The organism is Proteiniphilum acetatigenes DSM 18083, from assembly GCF_000380985.1.
In the GTDB taxonomy this organism is placed as follows: domain Bacteria; phylum Bacteroidota; class Bacteroidia; order Bacteroidales; family Dysgonomonadaceae; genus Proteiniphilum; species Proteiniphilum acetatigenes.
Window position 1 is genome coordinate 389,027 of record NZ_KB905692.1, and the last position, 16,141, is coordinate 405,167.

Below are 16,141 nucleotides of genomic sequence, written 5' to 3' on the forward strand. Positions count from 1 at the left end.
TCTATGAAAAACGAAGAAAACAGGTTCATAAAAAAATTAAAGACTGGGGATGAAAGAATCTTTAAAAGGATATTTTATCTCTATAGCGACCTGCTTTTCGTCTGGGCATATAAGATAACCGGTGATTCTTCGGCATCGGCAGATATCGTACAGGATTTTTTTATCCGTTGCTGGGAAAAGAGGGATATACTGCCTGATAACTGTTCTTTTAAAGCCTACGCTTATAAATCCGTTTACAACGCATCATTGAATTATCTCAGAGATAATAAGCGTTTTGTATATGGTTATGAAATTACGATAGATCTGATTGACGACGATGTGCGCGATGAGGATCTTGAAGAATTAAAAAGGCTGCTCCTAAAGGCTATTGACGAATTACCCGACAGATGTAAAAAAATATTTGTAATGACAACCCTGGAGAAGAAGAAATATGTTGAAGTTGCCAGCCTATTGGGTATATCCGTCAACACTGTTAAAGTACAGGTATCTAAAGCTTATCGGATTCTGAAAGAAAAAATAGGATAAAGATGCAGTATTTGAATAATACTTTTTCAAAATCGTTGTGTGATAGGGTAAATAAGCAACAATATGTTGAAACGAGCGGAAACATTATTTTCAGCTAAGGATATGATTAAAAGCGAGTTCCATACACCGATAAGAAAAGGAGTAAATAAATCGTATGAAAATAGAAAAAAATATAATTGATAAATGGAAACTGTTATTAAAGGTATTAAGTGAAGAGATACCTGAAGATGACAGACATTTTCAACGTTGGCTTAATGAAGATATTGAAAACAGAAAGCTTTACCGATCATTAAAAGAGGGAAGACAAAATGACGAACTATTTGATAAGGATAAGATTTTCAATACTATCTCCGGTAAGCTTTGCCTGAATACTGAAAGAAAAAAGCCCTTGTTTCAAAAAAAATGGTTTAAATACGCTGTTTCTTCTGCTGCAGTCATCGCACTATCTATTATAGCACTAAATTATTTCACCTTACAGGAAAATACCTCTCCCGAAAAAGTAGAAAAAAATATTTTTGATCCGGGATCTAAAAAAGCATATCTTCTTTCAATGAAAGGTGAAATGATCGATCTATCCGAATCCTTTGAAGTAAAAAAAGAGGATGGCACCATTATTTCAAATAATAATCAGGGAATTATAAGTTTTCAAAAGACAACACCTGTTAAGAAAACAATAGAACAACAAACTATATATGTACCCAAATCCAGCGAATATGAACTGGTACTATCAGATGGGTCTAAAGTCTTTCTTAATTCAGAGTCGCAATTGACATTTCCTTCTTATTTTGAAGGAGATACACGTAGTGTAGAGTTGACCGGAGAAGCTTATTTTGAAGTAAAAAAAGACGAAAAACCTTTTATAATCCAAACTCCGGATCTTATGATCGAAGTACTGGGAACCTCGTTCAATATCAATGCATATCAGACAAATCCGTATGTCAATGCCACTTTAGTAGAAGGCAGCATCCGTATCCGTCTGCCTGAAAACCAGGAAACCTTTCTGTTAAAACCCGCACACAATTTCCGGTTGGATAAATCATCCGACGAAATATCCGTTCTGCAGGTAAATACGGATATTTATACAGCCTGGGTAAGAGGAGAATTCGTATTTAGAAATCAGCCTTTAACTGAGATATTTGCCCAATTGGAAAGATGGTATGATTTCACGATCATATATGAAAGCCCGGATATAGGGAAAATGCGGTTTACCGGAAGCGCTGAGAAAGCAAGGCCGCTTAATTATTTACTGGATCATATACAGTCGGTTACAGACATTCAATACAGATCTGAAGGAGATAAAATAATCCTGTACAAATAAGAAAAAAGGCCGCCCGATCTTAGGCCTTTCGGGCAGCCTTATGCATTAAAAAAACTGTTACCATTCTTTAGAACTTATCAATCAACAATTCATTTAAAGCACTCAAAGTTATGAAAAAAAAGAAACTTAAACAACAATTCCTTTTACAGGAATTAAAGAAACTATTTTGTATCATGAAACTCGTTTTTTTCTTTTTGCTGTTGAGTTCCAATTTAGTGTGGGCCGGACAAACCTACGCCCAGATTACATCGCTGGATCTGGATCTCAAAAATGTGGAGTTGGAAGAAGTCTTCGACATTATTCGCAGACAAAGCGAATTTGAATTCTTCTACAACAACGATCAGGTAAATACCTCGGTAAAAGTAAGCGTGAAAGCAAAAAATGCAGACATTCAAACGGTGTTGGAACAAGTGCTTCCCGATATCTATGAATATACAATCAATGACCGGTATATTCTGGTCAATAAACGGAAAGAAGCTGGTACTGAGCTATCGCCTCAACCTCAACAAACAAAAAAGACCATTACCGGAAAAATCACCGATGTGCAAGGAGAACCGATTATCGGTGCCAATATTATAGAACAAGGCACAACGAACGGTACAGTGACGGATGTGGACGGGAATTTCATTTTGAGTGTTGATGAGAATGCCGTACTGCACATTTCATATATCGGGTATCTAACGCAAAAGATCAACACTGTAGGCAGAAATACTATGCAAATCACTTTGCAGGAAGATATGCAATCATTGGAAGAATTGGTCGTAATAGGTTATGGAAGTATGGCACGTAAAGATGTGACCAGTTCCATCACAACTGTTTCGGCCGAAAAATTGAATGTAGGAGTTTTCTCTGATCCTGCTCAGTTATTACAGGGTAAAGTACCGGGATTGACTATCACACAGAGTAGCAATCCGAACGGTTCCCCTTCCATTACACTGCGGGGTGCCTCGACATTTCGTGATGGGGCTGCACAGGAACCTTACTATGTGATCGATGGGGTGCCGGGTATGTCCCTGGCGCTGATTGCTCCGGATGATATAGAGAGTATAGATGTGTTACGTGATGCCACGGCAACCGCCATCTATGGTTCAAAAGCTGCCAATGGTGTAATCATCATTAATACGAAAAAAGGCAGGGCGGGATATACAAGTATTAATTACAGCGCCTATATCGCTTCAGACGAAATACTGAAGAACTGGGACGTAATGGATGGAGATCAATTGCGTCGTTATGCCAGAGAGAACAACATCACTCTGGTGAATGACCTGGGAGCGAACACCGATTGGCAGAAAGAAGTCCAGCGGACAGGATGGAGTCATAACCATAATGTTTCTATCAGTGGTGGATCGGAACAGGCTTCTTATAACTCAAGTATCAATTACATGGAACGTCAGGGAGTTATCAAAGGTACCGATATGGATCGACTGACCGGTCGTGCTTTTATGGAAGCGAAAGGGATGAATAATCGGCTTACACTGTCGTTCAATATCAACACAAGTATTACGAACCGGCGTAGTGTGCCTTTTGACGGTCAGGGACAGAGTGTGCTGGATGCGATGAGTTATTACTCTCCGCTTGTCCCTGTCAGGAATGAAGACGGCACCTGGTATGAAGACAGCGGGATCTCTCAGAACTATAACCCGGTAGCGTTGATCTATGAAAACATGTATGATACGGAGAATAAGCAGATACAGGGTAATGCCAAAGCTTCCCTGGAAATAGCAAAAGGTCTTTTGTACAACATGAGTCTGGCTTATCAAAATGAACAGTATATTTTCAGCAATTATAATACCACACAGTCTCTGATTGCCTTGGGTATGAATGGAAAGGCCGACCGGTCTACGGTAAACAATAAGAAAAAAGTGTTAGAAAGCTATTTTAACTATGACCGCACTTTTAGGGATATTCACAAACTGGGGTTGATGGCTGGCTATTCCTGGGAAGAGAGTAACGACAACGATGGATTCAAATTGACCACTTATAATTTTTATAACGATGCGCTCTCTTACTACAATCTGGGAATGGGGAATAAAGTAGATATCAATGGTCTCGGCTTAGGAGATGGCCGCTATATGCTGTCAACACTGCGAATGATCTCTTTTTACGGCCGTGCCAATTACTCTTTTAACAGCAAGTATATGCTTCAGGCGACCCTTCGTCGGGACGGCTCCTCTGCTTTCGGGAAAAACAACCGCTGGGCTACATTCCCATCTGCCTCTGTGGCCTGGCGTATTTCAGAAGAGAGTTTTATCAAAGATTTAAATCTGTTTGATGATTTAAAACTGCGATTGGGATATGGCATAAGCGGGAATGCGCTGGGTTTTGACGTTTTCACTGCTACACAGGTATATGGTGCAACAGGATGGTTTGAATATGTAACCCCTTCCGGAGAAACGGAACTGGTACATACACTCGGTCCCACCCGTAATGCGAATCCCGACCTGAAATGGGAACGTACCGGTATGTTTAATGTAGGTATAGATTTCACCTTATTCAACAACCGATTGAATGGTACCATTGAGTATTACAATAAAAGTACGAAGGACCTGATTGCCGACTATCAGGTGTCTACAACAAGGTATCCCTATAACTGGTTGACTGCTAACGTGGGAGAAGTGAGTAATAAAGGAGTTGAGTTAAGCCTTACTGCAATTCCTGTAAAAACGAATAATTTCAATTGGGAGACTTCTCTAAACCTTTCTCACAATAAAAACCGGGTAGAGAGACTTTCCAATGATACTTATTCCGTTGACTATTTCGACCGTGCCAACCTTAATGCTGCCGGATTTGCTACAGCAACTCAGCAGCGGGTTATGGAGGGCTATCCTATCGGACAATTCTATACCTGGCAATGGGCGGGATATAATGAGGGGGTATCCCACTTCTATGTGTATGGTGAAGGTAGCCTGAGAGATCTCTACGGAGAAGATTTTGCCTCAAAGGTAAGTAAACAGGGTGACGGTCGTTATCTTGACAACCAAACCGGAGAATTGGTTACCACTGCCAAGCCTCTGTATGACGACCGTACTGCAACCGGTTCGGCACAACCGGTACTCACGCTGGGGTGGAATAATACGTTGAGTTATAAGAACTGGACCTTGACCGCATTCTTCCAGGGCGTTTTCGGCAATAAGATCATGAATGGTACCCGTGCATTTTTGAGTAATTACGCCAGTGTAGGTAATGGTAAAAACGTGTTGGCTTCTATGTTTGATGATAACTTAGCCACAGACTATAATTCGCACGCACCATCAGATCGTTATCTGGAAAGAGGGGACTACGTGCGGCTCTCGTCCCTTACACTGGGGTATAACTTTGGTGCGATCAATGAGTATATCAAAGGACTTCGTCTATTTGTAACAGGTAATAACCTGATAACCATTACCGGTTATAAAGGGATCGATCCGGAGATGAGTCTGGGCGGGTTGGAGCCCGGTATCGATAACCGTCAAACCTATCCGCGTACCCGTACACTTATGTTGGGAGTAAATGTTAATTTTTAAAATCGTAATAATATGAAATTCAGATATATAAAATTGCTCTTATCGTTTTTACTGTTTTCATGGATTGCAAGTTGTACCGATCTTGACGTGGATATCAAGTCGCAATACACCGCCTTCCCCGATTCTGAAATTGCTGCGGAAGCAAAAACAGCTGATGTCTATTATGTGATGCGTGAACCACTGGGACGAGACTATCACCATGCTCAAACGCTCTCTTCTGATGAGGTGACCGGTGTATCGCTAAGTGGTGATTATTACGACAACGGACGCTATGCACATATGTCTCTTCACTCATGGACACCCGATGATGCGACTATCGGATACTTCGAAACATTAACAGGAGGTATTACAAGATGCAACAGGGCAATTATAGAGATGGGTGGTGAGGAGGCGGCTGTAACAGCACCGGTACGTGCTGTCCGTGCCTACTATTTCTGGGTATTGATGGATAGCTACGGAGATGTGCCCTTGTTGGATCGTCTTCTTGAGGAAGATGAGGCAATAGATCGTGCATCCCGTGCTGAAGTGGCAAAATATATTGAAAAAGAGTTATTGGAAGTGGTCGACCTGCTCCCCACCAATGTGGATGCATCTACCTATGGCAAGCCCACACGCTATATGGCTGAGGCACTTCTGGCAAAGCTTTATCTGAATTGGGCAGTTTATACTTCAGCAGATGTGGCAACCTATTCTCCCGATATACCCAATGTGAAATTGAATGATGTGGTGGCCATGTGTGACGATATTATTGCATCGGGCAAATTTGACCTTACCGACCCTTACCTTTCTAAATTTATCCCTGAGAATGGTCCACATGTCAAAGACTTTATCTACGCGATGCCTTTCGACCGTCAATCACAACAGGGGATGACTTATGCTCGCTTCTGGACACACCGCAGCGGCAACAGCGGCTTTTATGGAATCAATCTTCCCAGCAGTGTGGGAGGTAACTTTGTGTACAATCCGGAGTTTGTGGATAAATTTTCACTGGAAGGTGATGACCGAAACCAGCAGATAATCGGCGGACCGCTTTATGTACGTGATCCGGTAACCTACAAGGCTACCACAACTCCCTGGATTGTGAGTGGTGTGCATGTAACCTTGACAAAAGAGATAGAGTTGATTGATATGCAAACCCTTGACGTAGGGAACGACCTGAAAGGAAGATCACAGGGATATCGATCCGTTAAGTTTTATATGGATCTGAAGACAACCAGTGCACAAAGCCGTAATCAAAGTAATGATGTTCCTATCTTCCGCTATGCCGATGTGTTATTGATGAAGGCTGAAGCGATAATGCGCGGTGCATCTGCTACCGGAGGAGATACACCGGTTTCACTGATGAACCAGATACGTGCCTATGTAAATGCTCCTCTGGTGACCGGTAACCCAACCCTGGATGATTTGCTTGACGAACGTGCCCGTGAGTTTGCTGACGAAAGTTGGCGTAGAAACGATTTGATCCGGTTTGGTAAATTTGAAGATGACTGGGGATTCAAGCACATCGTCAATCCTAATGCCAAAAATCAGAAATTCCGTCGTATCTTTCCTATTCCGACATATGTGCTAAACACTAACACCAACTGGTCGCAAAATGCAGGATATTAATTGGATCACCCCATTTTTGGCCGCAAAACCGTATTTTCGGGGTTTTTCATAAAGACAATAATAACCCAACTATTTTACAAGTAAATGGTTGGGTTATTATTTTTATTAGCGAACGTGCCTATGTACGTTACATAGGAAATAATCATATTTGTGCACAACACATTCGATAGTTATACAAAAGTACACACAAAACACGCTTCCTAACATTCGGTCATTAAACCCTGATGGGAGCATCCAGGTAGTGAACATCGGGTATCATTATCTGGAGAAAGCAGCCGCATTGGGTATAGAGACCGATGAACTCGTCTGAGTGGAAATACTTCAAACAGATAAGATACCGGGAGAGATCCGGCGATTACATGCGGAATCTTATCCGTGCATGTATTCGTCCGGTCATTTACCCACAAATCTCCTCAATAAACCGGGCTTCGGCCTGGTGTACCCACTCCCTGAAATTCTCATCGGGAGCGTATTCGGGTATAAATTCGAGAAGTTTATTCAATTTGAATTTTTTAGCTGAGATACCCACACCTGAGAGGCCTGCATCATATGCGTTAAACTCCTGTTCCACATGGACGGGTACCATGAGGGTGGGCTTCCGGTAATAGAGGGCCTCGCAGAGAGACTCGAACCCCGATGTGGTAGCATAACCCATACATCCGGCCATACTGCGCAGGAACCCTTCATCATTCAGCTTATGCAGCGTAAAATTATCATTAATCTGTGTTACCTCTTCCGCCTCTTTCTTATCCCAGAAAAAACGTAACGGAACTTCAGGATGTTTTTTATGCCACTCCGATACCTCGTCAAAATAGCCGGCATTCAGCATATAACCGTGGATATAATCCCCTTCGGAAGGCTCAATGTCAAATACTTCCGATCTCAATAAAGGCGGAACAGTCACGATCCTTTTTTCTTTCGACCCCGGCATATCCCGGAAAGAGAGTGCCAGTATCTTAGAGGCCCGGGTAGAAGTGATCCTGGAGAGCATCCGCAGGAAGTAGTATTTCATATCCTGCTCTGCAGTCGTTTTATAATGTGGGTTGAGCAGTACATACTGATGCGCAAGGGTAATCATCTCTATCCCCATCTTTTTATCGAAGCGATAGATACCATATGCCATACCGGTAATCATCTCATAGAAATTAATCACCTTATCGGGTTTCAGTTCTTCAATTTTTTGCTTGATAAATTGCAGGCTATCCTTGAAAACAAAAGGGCGAAAAATATTATTCGCCATGCTTATCAGAATATTGGGACGCTTTTGCTTGTAGAAAGAGGTAAAACTGGGGCTATCGAATTCAAACAAGGGAGCTCCAATCTTGTTGATGAAGAAAGCAGGGGTTTGCCGGGAATCACTCTTGCCGATAAGCACAGCAACCACCTCGTGGCCATGCTTACGAAGGACGGCAGCCAGGGATAGTGCCTGTGTGTAATGCCCTCTCCCCTCGCCCTGCACAGTAAACAGAAATCTCACTCGTTAAGATTTTAAATAGAAACTTCGGCACAAAAATACAAAATTGCCACACAATCCGCAACAAACGGGGTTAATTCTCATCAAAGTACTGAACCCTTTTGTTATCTGTTGAATTCAAGCACCTTTCCAAACACGCCTTCAGTCACACTTCCATTTTGGTAGACAATATTTCCGTTAACCAAAGTCGTATGGATTGAACAACCAAAGGTTTCTCCCTCAAAGGGTGACCAGCCGCATTTGTAAAGCAGGTTCTCCGGAGTGACGGTATATGGCGTCGAAGGATCGACCAATACCAGATCAGCATAATAACCCTCTCTAATAAACCCTCTCCCTCGAATCCGGAATAGTTGCGCCGGTGCATGACACATCTTTTCAATCACCAGCTCCTTGCTGTAAAGTCCTTTTTTCATCAATTCAAACATCACCTGCAGGGAGTGCTGTACCAACGGGCCTCCTGAGGCAGCCTGCAATACCCCACCCTCTTTTTCACTCAACAAATGAGGTGCGTGATCGGTAGCCACTACATCGAGTTTACCGGTTTTCAACGCTTCCCGCAAAACCTCCCTGTCTTCTGCCGTTTTTACGGCAGGATTCCATTTAATGCGCGCTCCCAGTTTTTCATAATCCTCATCGGAGAACCATAAATGGTGTACACATACTTCGGCTGTGATCTTTTTCTCTTCCAACGGCTTCACTTCAAACAGACTCATCTCGCGGGCAGTAGAAAGATGTAACACATGCAACTTCGAACCATATTTATCGGCCAGTTCCACGGCATGGGCTGATGACTGATAACATGCTTCTGCACTGCGGATTATCGGATGATACTGAATAGGGATGAATTCACCATATTTCTTTTTATAGGTATCGATATTTTTTCGGATGATTTCCTCTTTCTCACAATGGGTGGCGATCAGCGTATCGACTTCGGCAAAGATCCGTTGAAGCGCCTGGTCATTATCCACCAGCATATTCCCCGTGGAGGAGCCCATAAAGACTTTCACTCCACAGATCTGCTTATAATCCGCTTTTCTCAGTTCGCCCATATTATCATTGGTAGCTCCCAGATAAAAAGAGAAATTGGCGACTGATTTTCCTGCCGCCATTTCCATTTTTTGGCAAAGGGCATCCCAGGTGACCGTCTGCGGATTGGTATTGGGCATTTCCATATAAGAAGTCACACCTCCTGCCACTGCCGCACGACTTTCGGTATAGATATCTCCTTTATGTGTGAGTCCGGGATCACGAAAATGTACCTGGTCGTCGATCACTCCCGGCATCAGCCACAAACCGCGGGCATCGATCACCTGCCGGCAGGCATTCAGCACCGCTTCCGGCACCTCTTCCCTGAAAATCCGGGAAATCCTTTCTCCTTCCAGAAGCAGCGATCCGGTAAAACTGCTTCCCTCGTTAATTATTGTTGCCTTATGAATAAGAATCATGATGAGCGGTTTATTATCCCGATCTCTTCGGGACGTGATTTTATTTTTCCGGTGGCTTTACGGCGACGCAGGTCAATCACTCCGAAAAATGCTTCGCCGAAAATGCTTGAGTTCATCTTTGAGGTGCCGAGCCTTCTGTTCACAAAGATCACCGAAACCTCTTTTATCCTGAATCCAAGCACATAAGCCGTATATTTCATTTCGATCTGGAAAGCATATCCTTTGAACCTGATATGATCGAGGTCAATTGTTTCTAACACTTTCCGCCGGTAGCAGACAAATCCGGCAGTGGTATCCTTTACATTAAGCCCTGTGATAACACGTACATACTTCGAGGCAAAGTAAGACATTAACACACGTCCTATCGGCCAGTTTACCACATTCACGCCGGTAACATAACGAGATCCGACGGAAACATCGTACCCCTCGTCGTGACAGGCAGAATACAGCCTGGGAAGATCATCAGGATTGTGTGAAAAATCGGCATCCATCTCAAAAATATAGCCATAAGAGCGTGCCAATGCCCATTTGAACCCATGAATATAGGCGGTACCCAGGCCTAGCTTACCTATCCTTTCCTCGATGAACAGGCGACCGCTAAACTCTTCCGATATTAAATTGTGCACTATGGAAGCCGTTCCGTCGGGAGATCCGTCGTCAATCACCAGAATATGAAAATCCTTCTCCAAAGCAAAAACCGCCCTGATGATATTCTCGATATTCTCTTTTTCATTGTAGGTAGGTATGAGTACAATACTGTCTGACATAAAGGAGAAATTTTTTCAAAAGTACGATTTTTCAGCTACAAATAAAAAAGATTGAGGAATATTTTGTTTTTTGAATAAAATGATCTATCTTTGCAGTCCAATTAAGGAAAACAGATCGCGGAGTGGAGCAGTTGGTAGCTCGTTGGGCTCATAACCCAAAGGTCACAGGTTCGAGTCCTGTCTCCGCAACACTTGAAAAAGCCGGCTTTCGTAACAGAGAGTCGGCTCTTTTATAGGTATATTGAGAACTATTTCTTATTTTTTATTGCTATGATAAAAAAAGTTTTTGTTACTTATGCCGTAAAGGAAGAATTTATTCCCTTAAAGTCTGAAGGCTGCAATATCGTACATATACAGACAGGAGTCGGTAAGACAAAATCGGCCTATATCTTAACAAAATATATTTGTCAAAACAAACCGGATTTAGTATTGAATATTGGGACAGCAGGCACTTTGATACATGACATCGGAGATATTTTCATTGCGAATCATTTCATTGATCGGGATTATGAAGCAACTCAATTGCCCGGGATAGAATATGAGATCAACGGTATAGAGTTACTTGGCTCCACCAATTTATCCTTAAGAAACCGGATAATGAAATATGAAAAACAAGGTATTTGCAGTACCGGAGATACTTTCATTACCGAAGCGGCCTCTTTTCAGGGAGATATTGTGGATATGGAAGCCTATGCGCAGGCGTATGTGTGCAAAGAGTTGAATGTGACGTTCCTTTCCGTGAAATATATTACAGATATAATCGGCAGAAATTCTGTTAAACATTGGGAAAACAAACTTGCTGAAGCACGCGCCGGACTGGCTGTATGGTTTGAAGAACAGAATATATTATCAGCATTGTGCAACTGATATTTTCCTACAGTTTTATCACAGGTAAAGACCAATGGTAGCGAACGGCAAAAAGTCGAATAGTGATAATGGATATAATAGTAGCCAAATAGACTGAATTCTGAGTCAACCCCCAGTATTGAGTCAAGAAAAATATACCCCCACCGATAATGCACGCCGTGGCATAAATCTCTTTTTTAAAGATGATCGGTACATCATTACAAAGCGTATCTCTGATCACTCCTCCAAAACAAGCGGTTACCGTACCTAAAAGGACACATACTATAGGGTGCAAACCGATTAACAGGCCTTTTTGTATCCCAATAAGCGTAAAAATTCCTATTCCTATTGTATCGAACAGTAAAAGGGATTTCCGAAGTTTATTCAGACTTTTCCTGAAGAAAATCGTAACAATAATGGCAGCAATCACTATGTAAAGATATTCAAGGTTAAGCAACCAGGTTACAGGCATATTTCCGATGAGCATATCCCTCAATGTCCCTCCCCCTATAGCCGTTACGGCAGCAATAATAGCAATACCAAAAATATCGAATCTCTTCTCTATGGCTGTAAGCGTTCCTGAAATAGCAAAAGCTACTGTACCTATTATATCTAATACTGAAAATAACATTTGTGACGTGGGGGTTGAGTCTTAAAATACCTATAACATCGGCATGACAATTACTCTCATGCTCGCTTCATAAACAATTGCAAAATGATTTTGTTCCAGACCGGATAGAGAAGAAAACGTTGAGTAAATCATAAAAAAGTGCCGCCGGATAAATTCCGACGGCACTTTTTTATTGAATGTTGAACCTTATTTTTTCTCGTTGGAGAAGGAATAGGGAAAATCGGACTCATTGATGCCGCGTGTCTTATTGGGCGTGGCAGACATGGAAAAGTCGATTTTTGCTCCATTTATCAACTGATCATGGGTAAAGTAGTTCTTTGTATACTGCTGTCCGTTTACTTTGATATCGGAAACATATCTCGTCTCACTACTGTTATCCGGAGCATTGATCTCAATTTTGTTCCCGTTTTCCAGATGAACGGTCATCTTATTGAACAACGGAGATCCTATCACATACTGGTCGGTACCGGGACAAACCGGATAGAACCCGAGTGCGGAGAAGACATACCACGCCGAAGTCTGTCCGTTATCCTCATCACCGCAATAGCCGTCAGGATGGTGGCTATAGAGCTTATCCATCACCTCGCGTATCCAATACTGGCCTTTCCACGGTTCACCCGCATAGTTATAAAGATAGAGCATATGCTGAATGGGTTGATTGCCGTGCGCGTACTGCCCCATATTCATCACCTGCATCTCACGGATCTCATGGATCACTCCTCCATAGTAGCTGTCATCAAAAATAGGAGGCATCACAAATACGGAATCGAGCATATTCACAAACTCCTTCTTGCCGCCCATCAGGTCGATCAATCCCTGCGGGTCGTGGAATACCGACCATGTGTAGTGCCAGCTATTCCCTTCCGTAAAGGCATCTCCCCATTTCGTGGGACTGAAAGGGGACTGGAACGAACCGTCTTTATTGCGTCCGCGCATCAGTTTATGCTCCGGCGAATAAAGGTTCCGGTAGTTCTGACTGCGTTTGGCAAACCGGTCGATCTCCTCCTGGGGACGATTCAGCGCTTTGGCCAGTTTGTAGATGGTCCAGTCGGCATAGGCATACTCCAGCGTACGTGCGGCATTTTCATGGATCTTTACATCATAGGGAACATAGCCTAATGTATTGTAATATTCATGACCTAAACGCCCTGTGGAGGAGACCTTAGGGTGCACATTTTCAGTACCGTGCAACATCGCCTCGTAGAGCGTTTCGATATCGTATCCGCGTAAACCTTTCAAATAGGCGTCAGCCACCACCGAAGCCGAATTGTTGCCGATCATGATACCCCGGTGGCCGGGACTTGCCCATTCCGGCAGGAATCCGCTCTCCTTATATGTATTGACCAGTCCTTGTTGTATTTCCACATTCACCGACGGGTAGACCAGGTTCAGGAAGGGAAAGAGTGCACGGAATGTATCCCAGAATCCGGTATCGGTATACATATATCCGGGAAGGACCTCACCGTTATAGGGGCTGTAATGGATGATGTTTCCTTTCGCATCGATCTCATAGAATTTGCGGGGGAACAGCGTAGAGCGGTAGAAAGTAGAATAGAACGTACGTCTCTGATCGAGGTTACCACCTTCTATCTCTATTTTGCCAAGCACCTTGTTCCAGACGTCACGACCTTCCTTTTTCACCGTTTCAAAATCTTTCTCGGTAACCTCTTTCAGGTTTTGCCAGGCCTGTTCGTAACTGATGAAAGAAGAGGCCACTTTTGCGATCACCTTTTCCCCCCGTTGGGTAGAGAAGCCGATAAAAGCACCGGTATGATTGGCTTCAGCCTTATTGCCCTGCTGTTGGATATCTCCGTCCTTCACCACATTTTTGTATTGGAACGGTTTATCGAACTGAACCACAAAATAGTTTTTGAAGTTTTCCGGTACACCTCCGCTATTGCGCGTAGTGTAACCGATAATGGCATTCTTTTCAGGCAGGATCTCTATTGCCGATCCTCTGTCGAATGCGTCGACCAGCACATAGGCTTTTTCCGTTTCGGGAAACGTGAAACGGAAAACGGCAGCCCGTTCGGTCGGCGTAATCTCTGTAGTAATATCATAATCGGCAAGATAAACGCTATAGTAATAGGGTTTTGCCACTTCGGCCTTGTGCGAATACCAGCTGGCTCTTTTTTCCTGATCGAATTCCATCCTGTCAGTCATCGGAAAAATGGAGAACTGCCCGTAATCATTCATCCAGGGACTCGGTTGATGGGTTTGCTTAAACCCGTTCAGTTTGTAGTCGGTATAAACATATTGCCAGCCATCACCAATCTTGCGGGTCTGGGGCGTCCAGAAGTTCATCCCCCAGGGAACAGCTATGGCCGGGTAGGTATTTCCGTGAGACAGGGGAAACTCGGACATGGTCCCCATCAGGATATTTACATAATCGACCGGCGTGTTCTCTGATTGTGTTGCTGCCTTTCCGGTATATCCTGCACACAGCGACAATACAGTCGCAATAACAAATAATTTTCTTTTCATTCCTTTTTATTGATTATCGGACTATATCGAGTTGACTAAATCCATTTTTCCTTTTCCTTCCAAATCCACGATCAACTCTCCAAACAGGGTATTTACCCAGGCAAACCATTTCCGGGTAAATTTAGCCGGATCATCCTTATGGAACGACTCATGCATAAAGCCTGTATCTCCATCGGTATCGCGCAACATCCGCAGGCAATCCCGGATCTCATCGTCGCTACTGCTGGTCTGTGCACGCATAATAATGCTCATCGGCCAGACCATATCATATCCGATATGCGGGCCTCCGATACCCTCTCCGGCAGTTCCTCTGAAGAAGTAAGGATTATCTTCACTCCATACCAGTTTACGAGTATTCTGATAAATGGGATCATTTTGTGCAACGCCATCCAAATAAGGCATCGCCAACAAACTGGGTATATTGGCGTCATCCATGAAATAGGCATTGCCAAAGCCATCTACTTCAAAAGCATACACTTTTCCATATTTGGGATGCTCTACAATGGCGTACTGCTTAAGCGCATTGCTCACCTCGTCGGCCAATGCCTTGCTTTCAGCTGCCAGCATATTGTCTCCGGCAACTTTTTCGGCAATCTCAGCGATCTGTTTCAGTGAAGTGACGGCAAAAAAGTTGGATGGAACAAGAAACTGGAAGGTAGTAGCGTCATCCGACGGACGGAACGTAGAGACGATCAAACCCACCGGGTTGACCGGATTACCGTAGCCATCGTTGTTCACCGTATCTAATTGACGTTCAGTTACCCGTTGAAATTTATAAGGGCCGAGACCCTCTTTACGTTGCTGCTCTTTGAATGTTTTTATCACGAGCCCCATCGCCTTTTTCCAATCGGCATCGAAAACGGAAGTATCGCCTGTCGTTTTCCAGTAGTTGTAAGCGAGCCTTACCGGATAACAAAGCGAATCGATCTCCCATTTACGTTCATGCAGCATCGGTTTCATTTCTGTGCGGTCGCTTACCCAATGCCCGTTGGGGTTGGGCTCCGCATAAAAAGCGTTGGCATAAGGATCGATAAGAATACATTGTGTTTGCCGGTTGATCACCCCTGCGATCAGTTGCTTCAGTTCTGCATCGGATTTTGTAAGCGGCAGATAAGGCCATACCTGTGCCGACGAATCCCGGAGCCACATGGCATCGATATCGCCGGTGATCACAAAGGTATCGGGCTTACCGTTTTTCATACTGAAATTGACCGTTGTATCCAGCGTATTGGGAAAACAGTTCTCAAACATCCATGCCAGTTTGGGGTCTTTTATCTTTGCTTTGACCCTTGTAATGGTTTGTTCTACGGCAACCGAAGTAAAATGCCGGTCACCCGTTGCAGGACGGTTGGAAACAAATTTTCTCTTGGCAGCCTCTCCTCTTACCGATGAGGCGGCCCAGGCAGGATGTATGGCAAGTGCAGTTAATCCCATCGCGGTCTTTTTAATAAAATTTCTACGCGTTGTCATAATTAAATTATATGAGTTATTATACTATCTTCTGATCGGATTTAAAAATTCCAAAACAACAAATGGACTG

At 43.4% G+C, this 16,141-nt stretch carries 11 protein-coding genes and 1 tRNA gene; 6 read left to right on the top strand and 6 right to left on the bottom strand.

Features of this window, described 5'->3' with window-relative positions; all coding sequences use genetic code 11:
• Positions 1-3 precede the first annotated feature (3 nt).
• The 4 genes from F597_RS0101335 to F597_RS0101350 all read left to right on the top strand — a co-directional run bounded on the left by F597_RS0101335 (position 4) and on the right by F597_RS0101350 (position 6,954).
• A complete protein-coding gene (locus F597_RS0101335; protein WP_019537908.1) occupies positions 4-525 on the top strand; it encodes an RNA polymerase sigma factor in 522 nt (173 codons plus the stop codon).
• A gap of 154 nt (positions 526-679) precedes the next feature.
• Positions 680-1,843, top strand: a complete 1,164-nt coding sequence (locus tag F597_RS0101340) for a FecR family protein (RefSeq protein ID WP_019537909.1) — start codon at positions 680-682, stop codon at positions 1,841-1,843.
• 110 nt (positions 1,844-1,953) lie between these two features.
• Positions 1,954-5,346: a TonB-dependent receptor gene (locus tag F597_RS0101345; RefSeq protein ID WP_019537910.1), complete on the top strand. Its 3,393-nt coding sequence runs from the start codon at positions 1,954-1,956 to the stop codon at positions 5,344-5,346.
• 12 nt (positions 5,347-5,358) lie between these two features.
• Positions 5,359-6,954 carry a RagB/SusD family nutrient uptake outer membrane protein gene (locus tag F597_RS0101350; protein ID WP_019537911.1) on the top strand — a complete coding sequence of 532 codons (1,596 nt, stop codon included), beginning with the start codon at positions 5,359-5,361 and terminating at the stop codon, positions 6,952-6,954.
• A 397-nt stretch (positions 6,955-7,351) separates the two neighbouring features.
• Here F597_RS0101350 and F597_RS19915 read toward each other — a convergent pair whose 3' ends face one another.
• The 3 genes from F597_RS19915 to F597_RS0101365 all read right to left on the bottom strand — a co-directional run bounded on the left by F597_RS19915 (position 7,352) and on the right by F597_RS0101365 (position 10,640).
• Complete coding sequence (locus F597_RS19915; protein WP_019537912.1) at positions 7,352-8,431, bottom strand: glycosyltransferase family protein; 1,080 nt, start codon at positions 8,429-8,431, stop codon at positions 7,352-7,354.
• Positions 8,432-8,532: 101 nt separating this feature from the next.
• Positions 8,533-9,873: a dihydroorotase gene (locus F597_RS0101360; RefSeq protein ID WP_019537913.1), complete on the bottom strand. Its 1,341-nt coding sequence runs from the start codon at positions 9,871-9,873 to the stop codon at positions 8,533-8,535.
• Positions 9,870-10,640 carry a polyprenol monophosphomannose synthase gene (locus F597_RS0101365; protein ID WP_019537914.1) on the bottom strand — a complete coding sequence of 257 codons (771 nt, stop codon included), beginning with the start codon at positions 10,638-10,640 and terminating at the stop codon, positions 9,870-9,872. Before F597_RS0101365 ends, F597_RS0101360 begins: the two co-directional genes overlap by 4 nt.
• Before the next feature lie 116 nt (positions 10,641-10,756).
• On the opposite strand from F597_RS0101365, the gene F597_RS0101370 reads away from it, so the two are divergent.
• Positions 10,757-10,829, top strand: a tRNA-Met gene (locus F597_RS0101370).
• A gap of 81 nt (positions 10,830-10,910) precedes the next feature.
• A complete protein-coding gene (locus F597_RS0101375; RefSeq protein ID WP_019537915.1) occupies positions 10,911-11,507 on the top strand; it encodes a 5'-methylthioadenosine/S-adenosylhomocysteine nucleosidase family protein in 597 nt (198 codons plus the stop codon).
• Positions 11,508-11,514: 7 nt separating this feature from the next.
• On the opposite strand, the gene F597_RS0101380 is transcribed toward F597_RS0101375, so the two are convergent.
• The 3 genes from F597_RS0101380 to F597_RS0101390 all read right to left on the bottom strand — a co-directional run bounded on the left by F597_RS0101380 (position 11,515) and on the right by F597_RS0101390 (position 16,071).
• Positions 11,515-12,117, bottom strand: a complete 603-nt coding sequence (locus F597_RS0101380) for a trimeric intracellular cation channel family protein (RefSeq protein ID WP_019537916.1) — start codon at positions 12,115-12,117, stop codon at positions 11,515-11,517.
• A 186-nt stretch (positions 12,118-12,303) separates the two neighbouring features.
• A complete protein-coding gene (locus F597_RS0101385) occupies positions 12,304-14,601 on the bottom strand; it encodes a GH92 family glycosyl hydrolase (protein WP_019537917.1) in 2,298 nt (765 codons plus the stop codon).
• 21 nt (positions 14,602-14,622) lie between these two features.
• On the bottom strand, positions 14,623-16,071 hold the full coding sequence (locus F597_RS0101390) for a glycoside hydrolase family 125 protein (protein ID WP_026327001.1): 1,449 nt from the start codon (positions 16,069-16,071) through the stop codon (positions 14,623-14,625).
• Positions 16,072-16,141: the final 70 nt, after the last annotated feature.

What these genes read in the sequence shown, in the direction of transcription:
- F597_RS0101365 (WP_019537914.1), bottom strand. Translation starts at nt 10,640, where the DNA reads ATGTCAGACAGTATTGTACTCATACCTACCTACAATGAAAAAGAGAAT.
- F597_RS0101380 (WP_019537916.1), bottom strand. Translation starts at nt 12,117, where the DNA reads ATGTTATTTTCAGTATTAGATATAATAGGTACAGTAGCTTTTGCTATT.
- F597_RS0101385 (WP_019537917.1), bottom strand. Translation starts at nt 14,601, where the DNA reads ATGAAAAGAAAATTATTTGTTATTGCGACTGTATTGTCGCTGTGTGCA.
- F597_RS0101390 (WP_026327001.1), bottom strand. Translation starts at nt 16,071, where the DNA reads ATGACAACGCGTAGAAATTTTATTAAAAAGACCGCGATGGGATTAACT.
- F597_RS0101345 (WP_019537910.1), top strand. Translation starts at nt 1,954, where the DNA reads ATGAAAAAAAAGAAACTTAAACAACAATTCCTTTTACAGGAATTAAAG.
- F597_RS0101340 (WP_019537909.1), top strand. Translation starts at nt 680, where the DNA reads ATGAAAATAGAAAAAAATATAATTGATAAATGGAAACTGTTATTAAAG.
- F597_RS0101350 (WP_019537911.1), top strand. Translation starts at nt 5,359, where the DNA reads ATGAAATTCAGATATATAAAATTGCTCTTATCGTTTTTACTGTTTTCA.
- F597_RS0101335 (WP_019537908.1), top strand. Translation starts at nt 4, where the DNA reads ATGAAAAACGAAGAAAACAGGTTCATAAAAAAATTAAAGACTGGGGAT.
- F597_RS0101375 (WP_019537915.1), top strand. Translation starts at nt 10,911, where the DNA reads ATGATAAAAAAAGTTTTTGTTACTTATGCCGTAAAGGAAGAATTTATT.
- F597_RS0101360 (WP_019537913.1), bottom strand. Translation starts at nt 9,873, where the DNA reads ATGATTCTTATTCATAAGGCAACAATAATTAACGAGGGAAGCAGTTTT.